Here is a 19,634-nt window from a genome sequence, read left to right as displayed (position 1 = left end):
CTGTTACGAATCTCGGGGGCTTGTTATATATAATGATCATGCAAAACAAAATATCACGGATATGGGGGATGAACATGGCAACTAAAAAGCTGGGGGTGACAGCGCTTGCCGCGGTCATGCTGTTGTCGGCTTCGGCCTGCTCGGATGGCAATGTCACGAATGAAGGCGGCGCTACGAGTTCGCCGACGGCAACTCAAAATACGGAGGCTCCCGAAACATTCGAAATCAGCTGGCTTGGACAAGGGGCAAGAGGCAAGGTCGAGGATAACAATAAGGTACAGCAAATGATCGAACAGAAATTCAATGTCAAGCTGTCCAACCGGAAAATCGACATCAACAACAAGGAGCAGCGAAACTTGATGCTGGCTTCCGGAGAAATGCCGGATATCTCGTTCATGGACACACCGGTCAAGCTTTACAACGACGCGGTTACGCGCAGCATTCCCAAAGAGATGATCGAGCAATATGCGCCTAACTACGCCAAGATGCTTGATGAAGAGCCGACGGGGTGGCTGGTGAACCAGATCGAAGGCAAGGACGGGGAATATTACGCCCTCACCGGCTACAAAGAAGATTGGGATAATCTGATCTGGGGGCAGGTGTACCGGCTGGATTGGATGGAGAAGCTTGGGATCGAACCTAAAGGCGAGCTCGTTCCCGTTGGTGACTCCGGCGGACTGGAACGGATATTTTTCTCGAAAGAAGCGTTCACCTTGGAAGAGGAGCAGGCTATGTTCGAAAGGTTCGTCCAGGATGATCCCGACGGCAACAATAAAATGGATACATTCGGCTTGCTGATGAACAACAGTGACGCCTCCTGGGCCATGAATACGGAAGCGGGCGCCTTCGGCTTCGGCTGGGACTATAACTTGGAGGAAGACGGCCAAGTTACGGGCTATGCGATCAGCCAAAGCTACAAGGCGTTCTTGAAACATATGGCACAGCTTTATCAGAAAGGGCTGCTTGATCCGGAATTCACGACGCTCAACCGGGCCAAAAGCTGGGAGAAATTCGCGGCAGGGAAATACGGAGCCGCCCAAGTACAGGTGCAAGCCGCAGGTTTGATGCCTTTTACATTCAACCGTCCGCCTGGCAATCTCGTTCAGAAGGACCCTGCTGCGAAATTTCTGTTCACCCCGCCGCCGATTGGTCCGGATGGCCGACAGGGCTCGGCGGCTTACAGGCCTGTCGACGGGTTCGGATATGCGATGGTCGTCAAAAAAGATGTCTCTGACGAGAAGCTGGCCCGGATCTTGCAAATTTTCGATTATATCAATTTCGACAAGGAAGGTTTAATGCTTTCGCAATTCGGCGATGAAGGCGTGGATTATACGTGGGAAGGCGAGCCGTACCAATCGGCCGTAGTACCGATAGAGACGGCGGAAGCGGACCGGGAGAAGCAAGGAATCGGTTATTACAATCTGTCGATCCAGCATGGCAATGTCGCCGCTTATTACGTCAATGAAGGCGTAACGAAATTGACGGAACTGTTCTTTGGCAGCAACGAAGGCAGGGATATCGTGTACCGTCCTTACAGATGGGATTACTTTAATCAAACGAAATACGAAGATCTGAATACCACTTACGGCGCGCAGCTGAAAACGGTTACGGATGAATTCCTGTTTAAATCTATTACAGGCGAAGTTGACGTGGATGCAGCCTGGGATGACTATGTGACAAGCTGGCGCGGCAGCGGAGGCGACGACATGCTCGCTGAATTGGAAAAAGCGCCTAAGGTGTCCGATTTGCGCGAAAAGCAATAAGTCATATATAAAGCCGCGGGGAAAGGGAACGTGCTTGCATCGTGCTTGCATGACCCCTTCCCCAAGGCAGGAAAGGCGGTGGGGGCATGGCTAACCCAGCCGAAGCGACTCCTTCGATGAAACCGAACGCATCAAGAGCACAAGTCTGGAAACGTATGAAAAAAATGAAAACGCTGTATCTTCTTTTGCTGCTGCCCGCTTTGAGCCTGGCCATTTTCCATTACGCTCCGTTGTACGGCGTTGTTATTGCATTCAAGGATTTCAAGCCCGGACTCGGCATTTGGGACAGCCCATGGAATCAATTTGCACATTTCAAAACGATGTTTCACGATTTCGTTTTTTTGCGTGCGTTCCGCAATACGCTCATCATTAGTGTGCTGAGACTTATTGTCGGCTTTACGTTCCCGATTCTGTTCGCTTTGCTTATCAATGAAATTACGAAATCTGCTTTTAAGCGGACGGTTCAAAGCATTTCATATTTTCCGCACTTCATGTCCTGGGTCATTATTGCGGGCATGGTAGTCGAAGTTTTCTCTCCCGAACGCGGCATTATCAACTATGTGATTACTTTATTCGGCGGAGATCCCATCAACTTTTTATCGAGCAAGTTGTATTTTATCCCGATCCTGCTCATTTCAGATGCCTGGAAGGAGGTCGGATGGGCTTCGATCATCTATTTGGCTTCAATCACATCGATCTCGCCGGAACTATACGAAGCGGCCGAGTCGGACGGCGCCAACCGTTTCCACAAAATGATTCATATTACGCTTCCTGCGCTTGTGCCGGTCATTACGATTTTGTTCCTGTTAAGGCTTGGCCATATCCTGTCCGGCGGCTTTGACCAGGTTCTTAATCTGTATAGTCCGTTGGTGTACGAGGTTGCGGATATTATCGATACTTACGTGTACCGGGCAGGGCTTGTCGAGTTCAGAATGGACTATTCCGCCGCAGTCGGACTGTTTAAAAACATAGTAGGGATCGTGCTTCTTGTCACGGTAAACCAAATTGTCCGGAAATACAACGACTACGGGGTGTGGTGAGATGAGACAAGTTCAGCTTGGCAACAGGCATAGCCGGTTTAACCTTCATCCGGGTTGGTGGTTCGATATTTTGAATGGCGCTTGCATGGTCATGTTTGTTCTATTGATCCTTTATCCATTCTGGCAAGTTTTCCTGTTGTCCTTCTCCGACGGAAGAGAAGCGACGACGCTTGGTTTTCACCTCTGGCCGCAGAGCTGGTCCATTGAGGCGTATCAATTTCTGTTATCTTCAGGGGAAATTATCCGGCCTTATATGAACTCTGTCATGCGAACGATTATTGGTACTGCACTGGAGGTCTTGTTCACGATTTTGGCAGCCTATCCGCTGGCGAAGAAAGAGTTGCCGTTCCGCGGCTGGTTGACGACCTATTTCATTATTCCGATGTTTTTCGGGGGAGGCTTGATCCCGACTTACTTGATCATAAGAAGCTTGGGGCTGCTGGATCATTTTCTGGTGCTTATTCTTCCCGGAGCCGTTGCCGTGTTCAGCATTATCATTATGCGGAATTATTTTATGTCGCTGGATGTTGCGATCGAGGAGTCTGCGTTTATGGACGGGGCGGGATATATGACGCTTTTGTTCAAAATCATACTCCCGGTTTCTACCCCTGTGCTGGCAACGATTGCGTTATGGGCAGCCGTAGGACATTGGAATGCCTGGTTTGACGCTATGATTTATATACGTGACCGTGATTTGACCGTCATACAAGTCATTATGCGGGAAATGCTTACATCGGTCAGCGATGTCAGCAACGACTTGATGTTCGACAATAATACACGGCAGGCACAACTCGCGATGAACAACGTCCGCTCTGCCATTGCGCTGTTGTCGATCGGCCCCATCGTCCTGGTTTATCCTTGGCTGCAAAAGTATTTTGTGAAAGGGATTATGTTAGGTTCGGTAAAAGGTTAGCTCTACATTACTTTCATTGAAGGAGTGAATGCATGTGAGAGCAAGTGCTTGGAATTCGAAGAAGGGTTTACATTGTGGGTTGATTGTCTTAATTGTTTTAACGTTGTGCAGCGGTTACGGCGCGGGAATGAAAGCATACGCTTCAGAAACGGATGTTATGCAAATCTTGCCGTTGGCGGACACCTATCTCAACAGCGGATCAAACGCAAATCAAAACTATGGGACCGACCCGACGCTGCAGGTGCGGACTTGGGCAGGTGATGACAATTATACCCGCGAATCGTACATGAAATTTGATTTAAGCGGCTACGAAGGCGAGATTGGATCGGCCAAGCTGAATCTGTATGCGAAGATCGTCAATCCGAACGGAAGCCCGTACAATTTCCAATTGTACGGATCGGGGGACGACTCGTGGGAGGAAGAAATGATCACATGGTCCTATAAACCGACCCTTGATCATTATTTGGCCAATGTCAATGTCGGTCTTGCCTGGAAATGGATCGAGGTCGATGTCACTTCATTCGTGAAGGCCCAGATGGCTTCTGACAAAGTCGCCAGCTTCGGATTATCGCAGCACGCCAATAGCGGTGCTCTCATTCACATTTACAGCAAGGAAAACGGGGCATACCAGCCTTATCTGTCAATTGCCGAATCGCGCGTCGATGCGTCCGCGCCTGCCTGGCCCGAAGGGAGCAGCGTGCAAGTCACCCAAATGAATGCGGAGGGCATTCGGGTCAGTTGGTCCGAAGCCGAGGGTTCCGATGGCGTAACCGGGTATCGGGTCTACGAGAACGGAAAGCTTGTGGCAACGGTTAATGATACGACATGGCATCGCGAGATTGCGGAATCGGATATGGACAAAACGTTCACTTACAAGATCGAAGCCGGCAACGGCGGAAATCATTGGTCGAACGACGGGCCTTATCTATCTGCCGCCATTCCTTCAACGCAGCTGGAGCAGACCCGCATCGGCAATGTGTTCCTGGACAATGAACCAGTCCAGTTTCAAGTGGCGACCCTGAGGCCGGATATTGCTTGGTCCGTGTACAATATGCAAGGCGACAGGGTGTCTCAAGGCAGCGCCGTGAACGAAAACGGAAGCACGATTATCGAGGTTCCGTTTGCCGGCTATGGATATTTTACGTTCCGAGCTTCCGTCGGAGGTGAAGGTCTGGAGCCGATCGAATTAATGACATCGTTCGCCGTCTTGTCCCCGTTCGATATCTCCGAAGTGGAGGAGTCTCCGTTCGGCATGGCAACGCATCTCCACCGCGGACAGAAAGATACTGTTCCGCTCATTCAATATGCTGGTGCCAAAACAATCAGGGATGGAATTGAATGGCGGGTACTGGAGAAGACGAAGGGGGAGTATGATTTCAGCCCCGTGCCGGACGATTATATGGCTGATCTGAATCAATATGGGCTTAACATGCTGTTCGTATCCGGATTCAACAATCCCTATTACGATAACAACGCTACCCCTTATACCGATGATGGAAGAGAAGGCTTCGCGAATTATGTGGAAGCCTACATCGAACAGTACAGTGACCAGCTGATCGCCGCAGAAGCGTACAACGAATTTAACGGTGGATTCGGCAAGAGAGGCAACAGTCCGGCTAACTCTCAGCCGGAATACTACTATAAGCTGCTGAAGAAAACGTATGAAACAGTGAAAGCGCAGCACCCTGACTTCCCTGTCATCGGCATCGTTGCTTCCGAGGATGCGATGGACTGGATCGAGGAAGTGTTCAAGCTCGGCGGGCTTCAATACATGGACGCCGTCTCCATACATCCTTATCGCTACCCGGATTCCCCTGAAGGTCTGGCAGATTCCGTGGAGGAAATTAAGGCGCTCATCAGGCAATACAATAATGGCGAGCTTATGCCGATATGGGCAACCGAATTTGGTTATCCGACGTTTCAATCGACCAGAGGCGTCGATGAATTGACGCAAGCCAATTATATGGTGCGTTATTACGCCATTGCTCTTGCAAGTGGAATCGAGAAGACGTTTTGGTATGACTTGGTGAATGATGGCGTGCGTATCGATTATAACGAAGACAACTTCGGCATGCTTCGCAATGCGGCGGACCCGATGGGCAGCTTTACTCCGAAACCGGCATACGCCGCCTATGCTGCCATGACAAGAGAACTAACCGGAGCGGAATTTGTGATGGAAGAATCAATAGGCGGCGATATAAAGAGTTATGTATTCGATCAGTCCGGCAACCGGGTTAGAACGGTATGGTCCTTGTCCCCCGTTAATGCGGCGATTCTAACCGAAGACCCGATTCAGATTGTCGATATGATGGGCAATTCGAACACCTACACGCCTTATCGTGGTCGCGTCTATGTTAGCCTGAACGGCGAGCCTCTTTATGTCAAAGGAGACATTCAGGGCATTGAGGAGAATTCCATGTTCGCCGTTCATGCTGAAGAAGCGGTAGCGGGTGAACAGGTACTGTTCAGCATACAGGCCAACAATACGGCTTCCTCGCCGGCGGACTTCACGCTGCTTGCGAACGGCGGCACTTACGACATTCATGCGGGCAGCGGGCAACCTGCGGAGTTGACGGTAACGGTAGACGGATTGGAAGAACCGGGAACGCGTCTCTTCAATGGAACGATCATGTACGGGAATGACCGGATCGGATTGCTGCGCGATGGCGTAGCCGTTGGTCCGGCCAGTGAGATTCATCTCCGTCCTGTTCTGAACAGCGCTGATGGGGAGAATAAGTCGTTGACAATAAAAGTCACCAATTTATCGAAGCGCAATGAACTGCACATTAGTGATGCGGATTGGCAGTTGGGGGATTATTCCGGGCATGTGACGATCAACCAATCGGTACCGCCCGATTCGTCCAGCTTGTTCGACATTCCGCTTGAGAATATCGTAATCGGACAAAGCTATCCCGCCAGCGTGACCGTAAAATACGGCGGCAACAAGCTCTTTACTTACGCCGGCAATATAGCATATCATCCGATATACGCTGAAACGGTGCTATTGGATGGCATTCCCGATTCACAGGTGACCGCCAGGCCGGCTTCGATCGATTTATCCGGCGGTACGGTGCGTGTGAGCGGTTATGGCGGAGCTGATGATCTGAGTGGCGAGGTATGGCTTAATTACGATCGGGACAATTTGTATCTGACGGCTGAAATAAAGGATGATACGTTCGCGTTCCCGGCAAGCGGGAAGGACATCTGGAACAATGACAGCATTCAATTCGCCATCTCGAACGGTCTGCCTGCGGAGGATGTGAACTATTATGAATACGGGATCTCACAGACGCCGGACGGACCGCAGATTTATCGCTGGCTGACTCCTTCAGGCGTGGCGAGCGGTCCGGTGACAGACGGCGCACTTCATGTAACGCGGGATGAGGAACAGCATATGACGAGATACGAATTGGCGCTGCCGTGGACGGAATTGCTGCCGGTTGATCTTCATGAGGGAGTAATCAGCTTCTCGCTGCTGGTGAACGAGAATGACGGCGGGTTGAGAAGGGGATGGGTAGAATGGGGAAGCGGCATCGGCGATGGCAAAGCTCCGGGCAAGTTCCTCACCATGCAATGGGTACGCGAGTCTACCGTTCTGGAGATGCAGCCGGTCTCCGGTGTATATAGCGATGCCGTCTGGCTGCAGGCTTCGTTGAAAGCCGGGAACGGCACCCCTCTTGCGGATGAATGGGTCGGCTTTCTCGTAGACGGCGATCTTAAGGGAACGGCATTAACCGATGAACAAGGTATAGCAAGGCTCGAATATACGATCGATCAAGGCGCTTCCGCCGATTCGGATTCCCGGAGCGTGACGGTCAAGGCGGTATATGATGGAGACGATACAGGGTTCTATAAGAAGACGGAAGCTGATGGGACGCTTGTCGTCAACAAAGAACAGGGAACCGTTACTTGTACCTACAGCATTGCCGATGACGGCAGCGGCATGCTTACGCTGCAAGCGCAGGTGCATCAGGAGATGGACGGCAGCTATGGCTCTCTTGAGCATCTACCGATCCAATGGCAGCTTTCCCGGATAAACCCGGATGGAACATTGAGTCCAGTGCCAGGGGTGGTCGACAGCGTATATGAAACGAATGCAGATGGTTCGATTTCCATTGCCGTGCAACTGCCCGCCGGACTTTACGATATCAGGACGAGGCTTATAAATAATCTTTATTATCAATCGGCGGAACAATCAACTATTATTGGAATTACAGGCGGAACTTCGGGTAAATTGCGAGTCAATGGATTTATTGAACCCGAGGACATTGGGGAATTCATGGGAGATAAGGCCAAGAAGATTCATATGAATATTCAATCAGGCGGCGCCGGGAAGAAGGATAAGGTGCGCATACACGCCGAACCGCAAGGGCTGGACATTACTTTGGATGAGACAGATTGGATGGTTATTGCCGATGACGGCAGCAGCGCGTATGTGCAAGGCGAATATGATGCGAATGGGGAATTACAAACGCTGCGGTTGACGGTTCAAGCCCGGCAAGATGGCGAAGGGTATGAGATAACGCTTCAGATATGGCCGGACCGTGATACAACAGCGGCTCCAGTATATCAATCGATTGGAGTCCCGTTGTCGGGTTCTGCAGACATAACGGAGGGATGAGATGAAAGTTCAATTGAATTGTTTTCCGGAAGGGAAGAAAAAAGCGCTTACTCTCAGTTATGATGACGGCAGGGAGCATGACCGGCAATTGGTAGCTATAATGAACCGGTACGGGATACGAGGGGCATTCCATCTGAATTCCGGTCTGCTCGGCAAACCCGGTTATGTGGAAGCTTCAGAGGTAGGGGAGTTATATGCCGGTCACGAAATATCCGCCCATACGGTGACACATCCGTTCCTGACCAAATGCCCGAAAGAGAAAATCGTGGATGAGATTGTGCAGGACCGCAGGGAGCTGGAACGGCTTGCCTCCTACCCGGTTAAGGGGATGTCGTATCCTTACGGCGATTGGAATGGACAGGTCGTCGCTTTACTGCCCGCTCTGGGCATCGAATACGCGAGGACAACCAAAAGCCACGGAAGCTTCAACATGCCGGCAGATCCGCTAGAATGGCATCCGACATGCCATCATCGGGACATGCTGGAATGTGGCAGGCGCTTCCTGGATGATCAGCCCCGTCATTCTTCCATGTCGTTGCTCTATGTGTGGGGGCACAGCTACGAGTTCCATGATCGTCACAATTGGGATGAACTGGAACGATTTGGTGAAATGATAGGCGGGCAAGAAGGGATATGGTATGCGACCAATATAGAGCTCGTCCTGTATTGGAAAGCGCTGCGGAATTTGCGCTTCTCCGTCTCCGGTGAGTCCGTGCACAATCCTTCGGCCTTGTCCGTGTGGTTCAGTGCAGATGAGGACATAGTGGAAGTGAAGCCGGGGCAAGTTCTGCAATTGCGTTGAATCCAAAAAATTCTTCCTCAAGAAAGTACTCAGGAGTCGTGTAGGCACACGGCTCCTTGGAACTAAGCCTATAGTTTTATCAATACTTTCGTGCCGTCCTGAGTGTGGACATTGACCAGAACCGTTCCTTTGCAACGCTGCAGCTCCTTAATGAGCTGCCGGAGCGCTTGCTTCGTGCTTTGGCTTCCGAGAAGCGACAGCAGCAGCTCATTACCGATATGGCTGCTGTCGGAATCGAAGCCATGCTCCCGGCTCACGCTCGAGTGCCCACCCGCATGTCGGTCATAGCTCAGCCATTCCTTCATTTTGCGCTGAACGAGATTGGAAGTCAGTATGCCGCATCCCATGCGCAATATAGTATAAGGGACAGGAATCGTAAAAGCGTGTTCCTCGCTCTTCACCTTCACAATCATCATGATTCATCACTCAATCACGACGCTGACAGTTTCTTCACCGGAGCGGACATCAATGATTTGCCCGTCAAGCTCATTCTCGATGGCATCGATCAGCAGATCGATATCGATATCCTTCACATATTTCGCAGCCTGCGGGATATTGGAAGCAATGCTGTGACCTACTCCGAGAACGGCCTTTACCAGTTTTATCGGCAAATTGATGTTGACGTTATCGTTTTCTTGGGAGGTTACCCTTATTTTCAACGTTTTGTCCAAGTAACCGCCGGATGCCGCTGACAGTTTCCTGGAATAGTCCGATTTCCCCAGCGTCTGTACGGTTTGCGTTGCATGAGTTGTTTGTTTCTCATTTAACGCATCAATCAACTCCGAAGCCTTTTCTGAATCAATTTTGCCCTCCTGCACCATGGACAGCACTTTGCCGATTTCTTCTTTCATCGTTTCTTCCTCCTTTTTCATTCCTTCAACATTTTGACCGCTTCGTCGGCGGTGATTTCGCCATTCTCCAGCATGGAGATGACCTTCTTCTCATCGACTTCCGGCTTCTTCTTCGTATCGTATCCGAGGGCTGTAATGATATCATTGAGCTTGCCGCGCACCGTCGGGTAAGATATGCCAAGCTCTTTCTCCACTTCCTTGATGTTGCCTCTGCTCACTAGAAAGGTGATGACGAAATGGAGCTGTTCGGGCGAGAGTAGAGCCAGCTTCGATAATTCAAATGTGTTCTCAATTGTCGTCCGGCAATGTCCGCATTCCAGCTTGACGGCATGCAGCCGATGGTCGCATACAGGACACTGAGTGATGATAGGGTATTTCATAGTTCGCTCCTTTCTTTATTTGAATTATAAATCAACATATTTAATTTGTAAATTGATAATATTGAATATTTTAATTTAGAAATTTAAAATATTGATTTTGTTGTTGTTCTTCTGAGTTTGTGAGCGAACTTGTTTGGACAGGATCATTAAAAACCAGTATAGAGAAATTGTTGTGAATTATTAGTTTACAAAAAAGACTAATAAAGATAATATAAACCATGGTATATAGCGTCCAATCATATCATATTTTTTCCAGAATATATTTAGATGGGGAGTTTGAGGTTGAAGGGACATTTGTTCGACGGAGGTTCTAACGTCTCTGGTTCTGTAGCGTTAAATTGACAGCGCAGCTTTTACAACATTCAAAGTAATGATTAATTATTGCGAGGATTGAATCTAAAATGAAAAGAATGCTAGTCATTTTTATTGTATTACTATTTGTATTATCAGCCTGCATAGCTCCATCCGAAGAGGTGCAGGAGCCTGTCCAGTTGAAAGTTCTTACTTGGAATGAAAAAGTGTTTAATGATAAATATGGGAATTTTTTTCGTGCAACACATCCGAACTATGAGCTTGAAGTGATTTCAGTGGCGGGGAATATGACACCGGGAGAAAATTTGCAAAAAACAGTTCAAAACTTGATCGCATCTGAAAATCCAGATGTTGTTGCCCTTGATATGGATCAGTTTGAAGTGTTAAAGAAACAGGACGCATTGATTTCTCTAACTCCCTTAACGAGTAAAGATAATTTCGACATTTCTGATTATACACCGGCCGTAGTAGATTATTTTACAGATGAAAATGGACAAATTTATGGCCTATCGCCAACATTTATTGGCAGAGCATTGTACTACAACAAAAAAATGTTCGATGATCGTATGATACCCTATCCGAGTGACAGGATGACTTGGGATGAGGTACTTGAATTAGCTTTGCTGTTCCGTAATGAATCAAACGCGGCTGAGCCACAGTACGGCTACAATTATGAGCAAATCTCGAATCCGTTTATGATGGCTCTGTACATAGGAGAAGGAAATGGTTATTCCTTTTATCGTAATAATGAATTTTTCTTCGATACAGAGTCCTGGGAAAGAGTGTTTCAACTTGTAACAGATTGTTTTAAATACAACAGCTGTTATGTGCAGGACTCCAATAATCCTTCATATTCCGATCTTGTTTCTGCACAAAAATCAAGTTATCCCTTTCTCGAAGGAAATATTGCCATGTCCATTAATGATTCGTCATTATATCACTTGCTGACAAGCGATAATAACGGTCATCAAGAACTAGATTGGGGTATAGTATCACTTCCAGTTAGTGTTGACCAGTCCGGACTTAGCAACGGTATTCAGATGACGGATATTTTCTCAATTACCAGAAATGGTGACGCAAATGCAGGTTGGGATTTCATCAAATATGTGTGCGGTGAAAGCTATACCAGACTTCTGCCTAACATAAACCCGGAAGAACTTCCCGCCATTCAAGATGCGGAATGGCAGGATGAAGGGGTGAAGGTTTTTTACCAATTGGAGCGAATCTCCAATACGACTATTCAAACATTGCGTTCACTCCCAAGAGCCGTCATTACCCGTATGGATGAGGTTTCACCAGTCTATATGTCCGAGATCTTGACTGAGAAAGCTACGGCACAGGAAGTATTACAAAAACTTGAACTGGATTTACAAACGACTCTGAATGAGAGCAAATAAATGAAGAACAACTAGATTCATGCATCAGTTCGACCCCAATAGGGGCCGCCCTTCTTATACCGACACTACCAGCTAGGAGCCATAACGGCGGCCGTTCATATAAAAATTATCCTCTCGGCCGACACGGAAGGAAATTTCCAGATCGGGGATGCCGAGCGACCGGACATGCCTATCGATCGTCTCGGCCATCTTATCGCGCACTTCGTCCCCCCGTTCAAACCACCATACGTCAATGAAAGGATACGAATCGGTATATTTTCCATCGAATATAGCGGTGACGTGCAGGCACTCCAAGGTGAAATTATCCGTTCCGCATTGGCATATTGCGGCCATCTCCTCTACGAGCGGTACGCTGATGGCGCGTATGCCCTCGGCTGGAATTCCTCTGAAAATTAATTGCGGCATCTCTAATATCCTCCTGTCGATTAACCCTTACTATTGTCTTATTGTATATGTACGAGTCTGTCTGAGGCAAACGTAAGACCGCATCTGACAATCTTCTCGGGGCCATGTTGTGCAACTGTTGTCCTTTATGCAACGTCTAGGTGGTTAGAGTTGGAAGGGGGAGTTATATGAGGAAGATAAAGTTCATAATCTTCGTAACCGTGATATCAACGTTGCTTGCTGGATGTGCAGATTCGGACTATGAGGATACTAAGAACGTTCAAACCATGATTGAGCTTAACGCTGTTCAATCGATTGCCGTTCAGAACGATAGCGGCGCATCAATGGACATCACGGATCGCAAATCAATAGAACGCTTTGATGAAGTCATTCATCATGCAGTATATGACATCGGACAACTTGATATAGCGTCGCCGGATTATGTGGCTTCAGTAAAAGCGGAGAACGGAGGAGCTGTAACATTCTCCTTCTGGATGGAAGGAGAGAATGACGCCTTATTCATCAAATCCGGGCAGAATGGGCATTACAAGCTGCGGGGAACGGCAAAGGCAACATTGCTTGACTTGTTTCAATCAGATGAGCCCTTGAATAGATTGGCATTTATTGCTGAGCGTAAAGCGGATGGGGAGCTTGTGGCGAAGCCGATCATTCCTGCCGGTCTTGGAGCTCTAAGCTGAGCACTTCAAGCAACCGTTGGAACAACGCATTCATGAGCAGCTATAATATGTTGATCCCGTTCGATGCTGAGCATCTCCTATTCCTGGAATCCGAACTAACGGAAGAAGCGGGGCAATATCACTTGTCATCGTACAATGTTGTGACGGGAGCAATTGAACGGCTTAGAGAAAATTTCTGGCCGCTTACGGAGCAGTATGACTACATCTATCAGCAACAATGGAATGCCGATGAGCAAAAATTGTTCATGCAGAGCTTTCTCGGGAATGTGTGGATCTTTGATCTGAAGACAGGAGAGGACGTTGTCCATCTTCAAAAATATCGCGTTATTCCACACTCCACAACTGGGGCGCCGTCTCTGTTTATCTCTCCAACCTTTGAGAGATTTGTACATGATGATGAAAGCGGCCAATTAACCTTCTACAATGATGAGGGGGCAGCGCTTCATCAAGTACCATTGCAACCGAATGCATATGTACCTTCTGAGAAAATAAAGTGGAACCCTGCGGGTACGATAGCCTGGATGGATTCATCAGAGGGCAAATCGGATCGAATCCTTGCAATCGATATTGATTACCTGAAAATAGCTCCTCAGCAGGTCGATTTCTACAACCTGGACGGACTTCTCATTGGAACCATTCAAGCGGAGGATGGCCGTGACGGTGCGGCATTGGAAGTTGCGGGATGGATGGACGATGATATCGCTGTCATAAAATCCTATTCGGTAGAGGAGCTTAAGGAAGCTGATAATGACCTGCAGAATCTTCATGTGAAGGATGTTTCTTATTATCTCTACGATGTGAGGAAGAAGCAAAAGGGAGACATGACGGAATCCATGCCGCTCGATGCAACCGTTATCTCTGATCGGCAAAGGCAATGGAACGATGTTGGTGATAGGGGGAATATTGTTGTTGAAGATGGTAAGATCATCTACGCAAACGAAAAATGAATTGCCATAATAACTTAATATGTTTTTTGAAGAAAGGATGATCAAAATGCTGTCAAATGATAACCCGGCTCATCCTCCTGACGGTTCTATTAGTGAGGATGGCCGTTATCCGATTGACCTGACCGGTCCTCGCAGTCACACTCTTGTCATTCGGCCCGGTGTGGGGAGTCTGTCCATTGGACCGTCGCAATTGGGAAAGAAAGCGGATCTTCACGTTGCGCCCGATGCGCCAATCGACTGGAACGTATTCGACGCCTTTGCCACGCCTGCCGGCTCGCCTTGGCCACGGTTTCTGTACTATACAGGCAGTGACGCAAGCTTCTTTGACTGGGCGCAGAAGCGTCCCATTGAAGAGATGACGTGGGCTCCGATTCTGGTTGCAGACACACTGGTGAATGCCAGCCAGTCCAATTTACACGGCTTACATATCGAATTGGATCCATCCGGGGGACATCTGAATCTGAAGCTTCCCAAGCGGAATTTCCGCCTGAGTGTGTCCGGCGCTCTATCACGATTCTCGGCCACTGGCGGCATGCCGTCTTCTCTGACGCTAGCCCCGCATGCCGGCCGACGCAAGAGTGATGCTCCTCTCTTGCTGCCCGACTTGGGGGAATTGCATCAGGTGACATGCCTGACGTTAAAGAACGCGCCACTAGGACAACCCATCTCGCTGGAGTGTCTTCACCGGTTCCCGAATCTGAACTCACTGAGTTTGTGGGGGAACTTCTGCGACGTGGACTCGTTGGCTTGTCATACCGGGTTGAAGAGCCTGGAGCTGCGCTTCATGCCTGATCTGGGGGAGTTGCCGCCACTGAACGTGTGGCCGTTGCTTGACAGATTTATCGCTTTCAATGTGGAAGAGACCGCGGGTAAGCGCCTTAAGCAGCAAATGAAAACACGTGCTAAAAACCGTCCTTGGACCGGCTATGCTTCAGTGAGCCAATTGCGAAAGTCCGAATGGTGGACGACCGAGTTCGGCCGCCCGTTCTCTTCCTGGCCGAAACGTCTGGCCAAGCAGGCTAACGAAGCTTACGACGATGCGCAGGCATCCTTGGCCCAGGCTCGCAGCTTTGCCGATGCCGAGGCAGCCATTACTGCTTTCACCGTCCGCTTCAATACCCTTAAAGGCATCGAAACTGTCGAGCGAGAAGATCTTGGTGAAGCGGTATGGCAACTGAGACAGTCTGATCACCTGATTGGCCAGCCTATAACAGAGGAAATGGCTCAACGCTGGTTCGATGAGGCGCGTGACTATTGAATAGCTGGCCTGACGGCCTGACGTGAGGCTTACCCTACGCCATCACTTTCCAACAAGGAATAGAAATGATCGCGGTCTTCGTTATCGAATTGGCCAAGTGTTCTTACTCTGACAATTTCATGTCCGCCATGGAGGTCAATTTCCTCGCCATACCAGTTGTAGAGCGCGATCATATGGCCGGACTGATCCAGCTCCATATACCCGTAACATGGCGTCTTAGGTACTTTATTGTAAAAGAGCTCAAATCTGATTTTGTATACGCTGTGCATACATCTCCTTCTCCTTCCGTTAGTAAGCATGATCTTGCATGATTGCGCACTGTGCTTTGTGTGAATATCCCTTGATTTTTCATCGACCTGAATAAGATTTTACGGGAAACCGGACGAATTGGAAAAAGCGGTAGCACTCTTCACACTTGGAAATTCGTTTCTATTTGGGTAACATAGGGGGGACTTCCTCGTTATGTCGCTTATTCGCGCATTTTCTCTTGACGAGATGAGATTTGCGGATTATGATAACGTGCCGGTCGACTCGAAGGAAGGAAGTGGCGGTAAAGTGAACAAAACAGACCGTCTGTTGGCTATCGTGCTTGAGCTGCAACGTCATAAGGTGATGCGGGCGGAAGACTTGGCAGCCGCATTCGAGACGAGTGTGAGGACCATCTATCGCGATATGCAGGCGCTTAGCGAAGCAGGAGTGCCTATCATTGGCTCTACCGGCCAGGGGTACTCTTTAATGGAGGGGTATTTCCTGCCGCCAGTTAGCTTCACAGTGGAAGAAGCCGTAACCATGCTCATTGGGATGGACTTTATTGAGCAGAAATTTGATAGCGATTATGGGGCCAAAGCCCGAGCCTCCCGTGGGAAAGTCGAGGCCATTCTGCCGGAGAATGTTCGCAACGAGGCTAACCGGGTACGTAAGAGCATGCGGCTGCTGACGTCAGGAAAAGATGCAGTTAAGGAGCAAGAGAAGGAGTATTTGGAACGAATCCGAGACGCTATACTGGAGGAGCGGAAGATAAGCTTCCGTTACATGAAGAGTGCCCCCGAACCCGATGGGAATCGTCAAAGCTCCAGAGTGGCGGAACCTTATGGACTTGTCCTTAATCAAGGAGCATGGATGCTTGTTGCCCACTGCGAATTGCGGCAAGAAATTCGTCACTTCCGCTTGTCCAGGATGTCCGAGCTTCACGTTCTGGAGTGCCGATTTCATGTGCCGTCCGATTTCAACTTGCATGATTACAAGCCCTCGGATGACCGTGACATAAGTATAACCATACTGGCCAATCCTGACATTGCGGATAAAGTGATCGAATCGAACAATTATTTTATGACAGGTACTGAGGAGCATCCGGATGGCTTGCTTGTGAAGTTTCGCGTTCGTCAGCCCGGGGATTTACTGCATTGGGTGCTTAGCTGGGGAGCGGGAGTGGTGGTGCTGGAGCCGGAATCTTTCCGGCGACGGGTTCGCATTGAGGTGGAGAACATGTTAAAACGCTACTGACATACTGTTGTCAGTAGCGTTTTTGTATAGTTACGTATAGATCACGATAAAGGAGTTGCTTCAACAATATGAATACCATGGAAGAATCGTTGCGAAAGTTTGAAGAAACGGCAAACCGCTATCTTCTTGAATTAAATGGATTTGAGCTAGAGCAGTTACGGCTGCAGCCAAGTGAGAATGAATGGTCGCTTGGACAAATGTACTTGCATTTGATTAACTCGGCTCTGTACATGCAGCTTCGCAATATCGACAACTGCCTGACACAAGAGGAGGATTCTGCTGGCTCCTTACCGGAGAAAACGAAAGAGGGACAAGCCATAATGGAACGGGGGCAATTCCCGCCTATCCGCATACAAGTCCCGCCTTCTCCACAATATACACCGGGGCAGCCCGAGAGCAAGGAGCAGTTGATTGAAGGACTGCATACTGTCATTGCTCGTATGAAAGAAATCATGCCAAAGCTTGAACAGGCGCCTGTGCGGAATAGCATGCCTCATCCGCGATTCGGTGCGCTGAATGCACAGGAATGGTTTTTGCTCATTGAAATGCACTATCGTCATCATTTGATGCAGATGGATCGCTTGAAGCAATTTATAGCCGGAAGCGCATAGGGACCCTTTTCGCAATCCTCACTTTACCTCCAAGTACATCGCCACACAGGGGTGATGTACTTGGAGGTTCATACCGTAATATTGCCTAATATTGCAATCAGCTATTGGAGAAGGAATACCTCGAGTATCGCTCTGCGTTGCGCAAGCTTGACCATATATCCGAACTTTCTCCGCCAATATACCAATAGGCTGCTCCAGCTAATCCGTTGTTCACAACCAAATGATACTTGGCTATTAACGATCGGCCTTCCTCGAACCAGATCATATGCTGCACAGACCGCTTCTTATAGCCGGCAATATATTGTCCCGAAGCTTCGCTCCACACAGGCTTAAGGGAATAGGACTCCATCATCTCATTCTGCTCCGTAAGCGTAATAAATGCCGAGGAAGCGACATTGCCGTCCGGCTTCAATGTCCAATCGCGGTTATAGAAGGGCATACCCAGAATGACTTTGTCGCCGGGAACAACCTTCAGCAGTGTATGGACGGCATTCGTAACATAAGGCAGGGAAGCATTGGGACCTGCACCAGACAATTCTCCATAATGCTCGTCGTACCCCATCATCACGATATAATCAGCGTGCTTGCCAAGCGCAGCATAATCGAATGCCTCCGTCCAGCTGGTTCCCCGGTCAGGAGATACATCTATCGATAGCACCGCATCTTGGTCATGCAGCTTTACAGCTAATAAAGCAATGAACGTTGTAAATGATTGCCGGTCCGCAGGAGCTACATTTTCAAAATCAATATTAAGCCCCTCTAATTCGTATGTTTTCACCATATCTGCCAATTGATTAATTACTTTATTTCTAGCCGTTGTATTGGTTAAAATGAAATGTGTCGTTTCCTGATCGGAGCGATTGCCTACCATTGGCCAAATTGGTTTGTTATTGTTCTTTCCCCATGCTATAAGCTTCGCATCGGTCAAATCTGTCATCGTACCCGTTTTATCAAGGAAATACCAACGCGGTGATAACGTATTTACGTTCGAATGCAGAATATTATCCGTATATTGCTCCATCGTCTGACCATACTGCCATCCCAGCATAATCCGTTCAATTGGCTTTTTCTCAAGCTCCGAAGCCCAGCTGTCATTTTGCAGCACCCGATCCATTAGCATTGCCGTTTCTTCTCTTGATAGGGGGTCTGTTGGCCTGAACGTCCCTGTATCGTCCCCTTTTATTAGCCCCAGCTTATGGACTGCACCAACAGATGCGCTCGCCCAATCGGCAATGCGATCTTCATCTTCGAACACCTTCTTCACGATAGACGGGGTATCTGACTGTTTCAATGCTCTTGCCATCCATACCGCAGCCTCCTGACGCGTAACGGATTCCTCCGGTGCGAAGGTTGTGGCCGACTTGCCCTTCGCAAGTTCCAATTGAACGGCCGCCTGAACCGGGCCGTAATACCAAGTGCTCTGATTCAGATCCTTATAGGGAGTGACCGGACTTGCCACAGGTTCTAGACCCAGCAAGCGGTTCAGTATCGCAATAAATTCAGCTCTTGTTACCGATCGGTCAGGCGAAAAAGTGGTTGCAGATGTGCCGGTTATGATTTTTTTGTTATATAAGTGTATGATTTCATCCTTGGCGTAACTCGTGCCTATATCTTGAAATTGCGACGCGTCAGCTGTAGCAAGGTGCGACAAAAAGATGCTTACAGCAAATAAAAAAGCGAGTGTCACTATATGTAATCTACCAACCATACTTTTCAAATCTTCGCCTCCCCATACTAACTTAGGGATCATATCAAAGATCCGGTTATAAAGCATCGTAAAAATATTGGCAGATACATGTATTTCGAGCTGGCACTTACACTTTAATTGGTACGGTCCGCCCGTTCAATCAGCACGGCTGTTCCCTCGATAATGCGCTCCAGTCCGAACCGATAAGCATACTCCGGGTTGTACGCATTCTGGTACATTTCCCTTGCGGCTTGCCCGACGCGCGATGATACGGGGAAGCGACTCCAGTCCGTCAGCTTCTCCAGTGCGGGGGGAAGTCTGATGCCACCATTCCTTGTCGTCAAGTTTCTGGTAGACTATCTGTATGACAAAAGAAAATATAAAGCACGCTAGAACATGCGTTTACAACGTCAATTATCACATCGTTTGGTCGGTTAAGTATCGTCGTTCTGTACTAACAGCAGAAA

Annotated in this window: 19 protein-coding genes; 12 read left to right on the top strand and 7 right to left on the bottom strand. The window is 48.7% G+C overall.

The features are described 5' to 3' along the window. Window positions 1–74 precede the first annotated feature (74 nt). The 5 genes from M6D81_RS24610 (at window position 75) to M6D81_RS24590 (ending at window position 9,139) form a co-directional block, all read left to right on the top strand. Window positions 75–1,763: a type 2 periplasmic-binding domain-containing protein gene (locus M6D81_RS24610; RefSeq protein WP_262679823.1), complete on the top strand. Its 1,689-nt coding sequence runs from the start codon at window positions 75–77 to the stop codon at window positions 1,761–1,763. A gap of 86 nt (window positions 1,764–1,849) precedes the next feature. Next, complete coding sequence (locus M6D81_RS24605; RefSeq protein ID WP_262679822.1) at window positions 1,850–2,803, top strand: ABC transporter permease; 954 nt, start codon at window positions 1,850–1,852, stop codon at window positions 2,801–2,803. Between the two features lies 1 nt (window position 2,804). Beyond that, window positions 2,805–3,716 (top strand): carbohydrate ABC transporter permease, encoded by a 912-nt coding sequence (locus M6D81_RS24600; RefSeq protein WP_262679821.1) that lies wholly within the window; start codon window positions 2,805–2,807, stop codon window positions 3,714–3,716. 34 nt (window positions 3,717–3,750) lie between these two features. Continuing rightward, window positions 3,751–8,337, top strand: a complete 4,587-nt coding sequence (locus M6D81_RS24595) for a CBM96 family carbohydrate-binding protein (protein WP_262679820.1) — start codon at window positions 3,751–3,753, stop codon at window positions 8,335–8,337. Window position 8,338: 1 nt separating this feature from the next. Continuing rightward, window positions 8,339–9,139: a polysaccharide deacetylase family protein gene (locus M6D81_RS24590; RefSeq protein WP_262679819.1), complete on the top strand. Its 801-nt coding sequence runs from the start codon at window positions 8,339–8,341 to the stop codon at window positions 9,137–9,139. A 68-nt stretch (window positions 9,140–9,207) separates the two neighbouring features. On the opposite strand, the gene M6D81_RS24585 is transcribed toward M6D81_RS24590, so the two are convergent. Genes M6D81_RS24585 through M6D81_RS24575 form a run of 3 tightly spaced genes read right to left on the bottom strand, consistent with a single transcriptional unit; the run spans window position 9,208 to window position 10,370 of the window. Further along, window positions 9,208–9,555: a hypothetical protein gene (locus M6D81_RS24585; RefSeq protein WP_262679818.1), complete on the bottom strand. Its 348-nt coding sequence runs from the start codon at window positions 9,553–9,555 to the stop codon at window positions 9,208–9,210. 6 nt (window positions 9,556–9,561) lie between these two features. Continuing rightward, window positions 9,562–9,990: an SHOCT-like domain-containing protein gene (locus M6D81_RS24580; protein WP_262679817.1), complete on the bottom strand. Its 429-nt coding sequence runs from the start codon at window positions 9,988–9,990 to the stop codon at window positions 9,562–9,564. A gap of 17 nt (window positions 9,991–10,007) precedes the next feature. Then, the gene (locus M6D81_RS24575; RefSeq protein WP_262679816.1) at window positions 10,008–10,370 is read right to left on the bottom strand and encodes a DUF2089 domain-containing protein; all 363 of its coding nucleotides are present in this window, start codon (window positions 10,368–10,370) and stop codon (window positions 10,008–10,010) included. A gap of 401 nt (window positions 10,371–10,771) precedes the next feature. Between M6D81_RS24575 and M6D81_RS24570 the strand changes: the two genes are divergently transcribed. Beyond that, window positions 10,772–12,079: an ABC transporter substrate-binding protein gene (locus M6D81_RS24570; RefSeq protein ID WP_262679815.1), complete on the top strand. Its 1,308-nt coding sequence runs from the start codon at window positions 10,772–10,774 to the stop codon at window positions 12,077–12,079. A 72-nt stretch (window positions 12,080–12,151) separates the two neighbouring features. Here M6D81_RS24570 and M6D81_RS24565 read toward each other — a convergent pair whose 3' ends face one another. Continuing rightward, on the bottom strand, window positions 12,152–12,484 hold the full coding sequence (locus M6D81_RS24565; RefSeq protein ID WP_262679814.1) for a DUF1904 family protein: 333 nt from the start codon (window positions 12,482–12,484) through the stop codon (window positions 12,152–12,154). 167 nt (window positions 12,485–12,651) lie between these two features. Here M6D81_RS24565 and M6D81_RS24560 point away from each other — a divergent pair, with 167 nt between their 5' ends. From M6D81_RS24560 to M6D81_RS24550, 3 genes are read left to right on the top strand one after another with little or no spacing between them, the layout of a single operon-like run. Continuing rightward, window positions 12,652–13,161, top strand: a complete 510-nt coding sequence (locus tag M6D81_RS24560; RefSeq protein WP_262679813.1) for a YhfM domain-containing protein — start codon at window positions 12,652–12,654, stop codon at window positions 13,159–13,161. Between the two features lie 32 nt (window positions 13,162–13,193). Next, complete coding sequence (locus M6D81_RS24555; RefSeq protein ID WP_262679812.1) at window positions 13,194–14,108, top strand: hypothetical protein; 915 nt, start codon at window positions 13,194–13,196, stop codon at window positions 14,106–14,108. 37 nt (window positions 14,109–14,145) lie between these two features. Beyond that, window positions 14,146–15,366 (top strand): hypothetical protein, encoded by a 1,221-nt coding sequence (locus M6D81_RS24550; RefSeq protein WP_262679811.1) that lies wholly within the window; start codon window positions 14,146–14,148, stop codon window positions 15,364–15,366. 29 nt (window positions 15,367–15,395) lie between these two features. On the opposite strand, the gene M6D81_RS24545 is transcribed toward M6D81_RS24550, so the two are convergent. Continuing rightward, entirely contained in the window at window positions 15,396–15,635 is a 240-nt protein-coding gene (locus M6D81_RS24545; protein ID WP_262679810.1) for a hypothetical protein, read from the bottom strand. A gap of 286 nt (window positions 15,636–15,921) precedes the next feature. Here M6D81_RS24545 and M6D81_RS24540 point away from each other — a divergent pair, with 286 nt between their 5' ends. Further along, entirely contained in the window at window positions 15,922–16,869 is a 948-nt protein-coding gene (locus M6D81_RS24540) for a helix-turn-helix transcriptional regulator (RefSeq protein WP_262679866.1), read from the top strand. Between the two features lie 68 nt (window positions 16,870–16,937). Beyond that, the gene (locus M6D81_RS24535; RefSeq protein ID WP_262679809.1) at window positions 16,938–17,480 is read left to right on the top strand and encodes a DinB family protein; all 543 of its coding nucleotides are present in this window, start codon (window positions 16,938–16,940) and stop codon (window positions 17,478–17,480) included. A 97-nt stretch (window positions 17,481–17,577) separates the two neighbouring features. On the opposite strand, the gene M6D81_RS24530 is transcribed toward M6D81_RS24535, so the two are convergent. Together M6D81_RS24530 and M6D81_RS24525 are read right to left on the bottom strand one after the other, a co-directional pair. Further along, a complete protein-coding gene (locus tag M6D81_RS24530; protein WP_262679865.1) occupies window positions 17,578–19,188 on the bottom strand; it encodes an S-layer homology domain-containing protein in 1,611 nt (536 codons plus the stop codon). A gap of 113 nt (window positions 19,189–19,301) precedes the next feature. Further along, a complete protein-coding gene (locus M6D81_RS24525; protein ID WP_262679808.1) occupies window positions 19,302–19,511 on the bottom strand; it encodes a hypothetical protein in 210 nt (69 codons plus the stop codon). Between the two features lie 20 nt (window positions 19,512–19,531). Here M6D81_RS24525 and M6D81_RS31905 point away from each other — a divergent pair. Then, window positions 19,532–19,634: transposase (locus tag M6D81_RS31905; RefSeq protein WP_410795791.1), on the top strand; the 103-nt coding region annotated here is incomplete at its 3' end.

It is taken from the genome of Paenibacillus sp. J5C2022, from assembly GCF_025567625.1.
In the GTDB taxonomy this organism is placed as follows: Bacteria; Bacillota; Bacilli; order Paenibacillales; family Paenibacillaceae; genus Pristimantibacillus.
The sequence above is the reverse complement of the archived record's forward strand: the minus strand, read 5'-3'. Positions and strand labels throughout refer to the sequence as shown.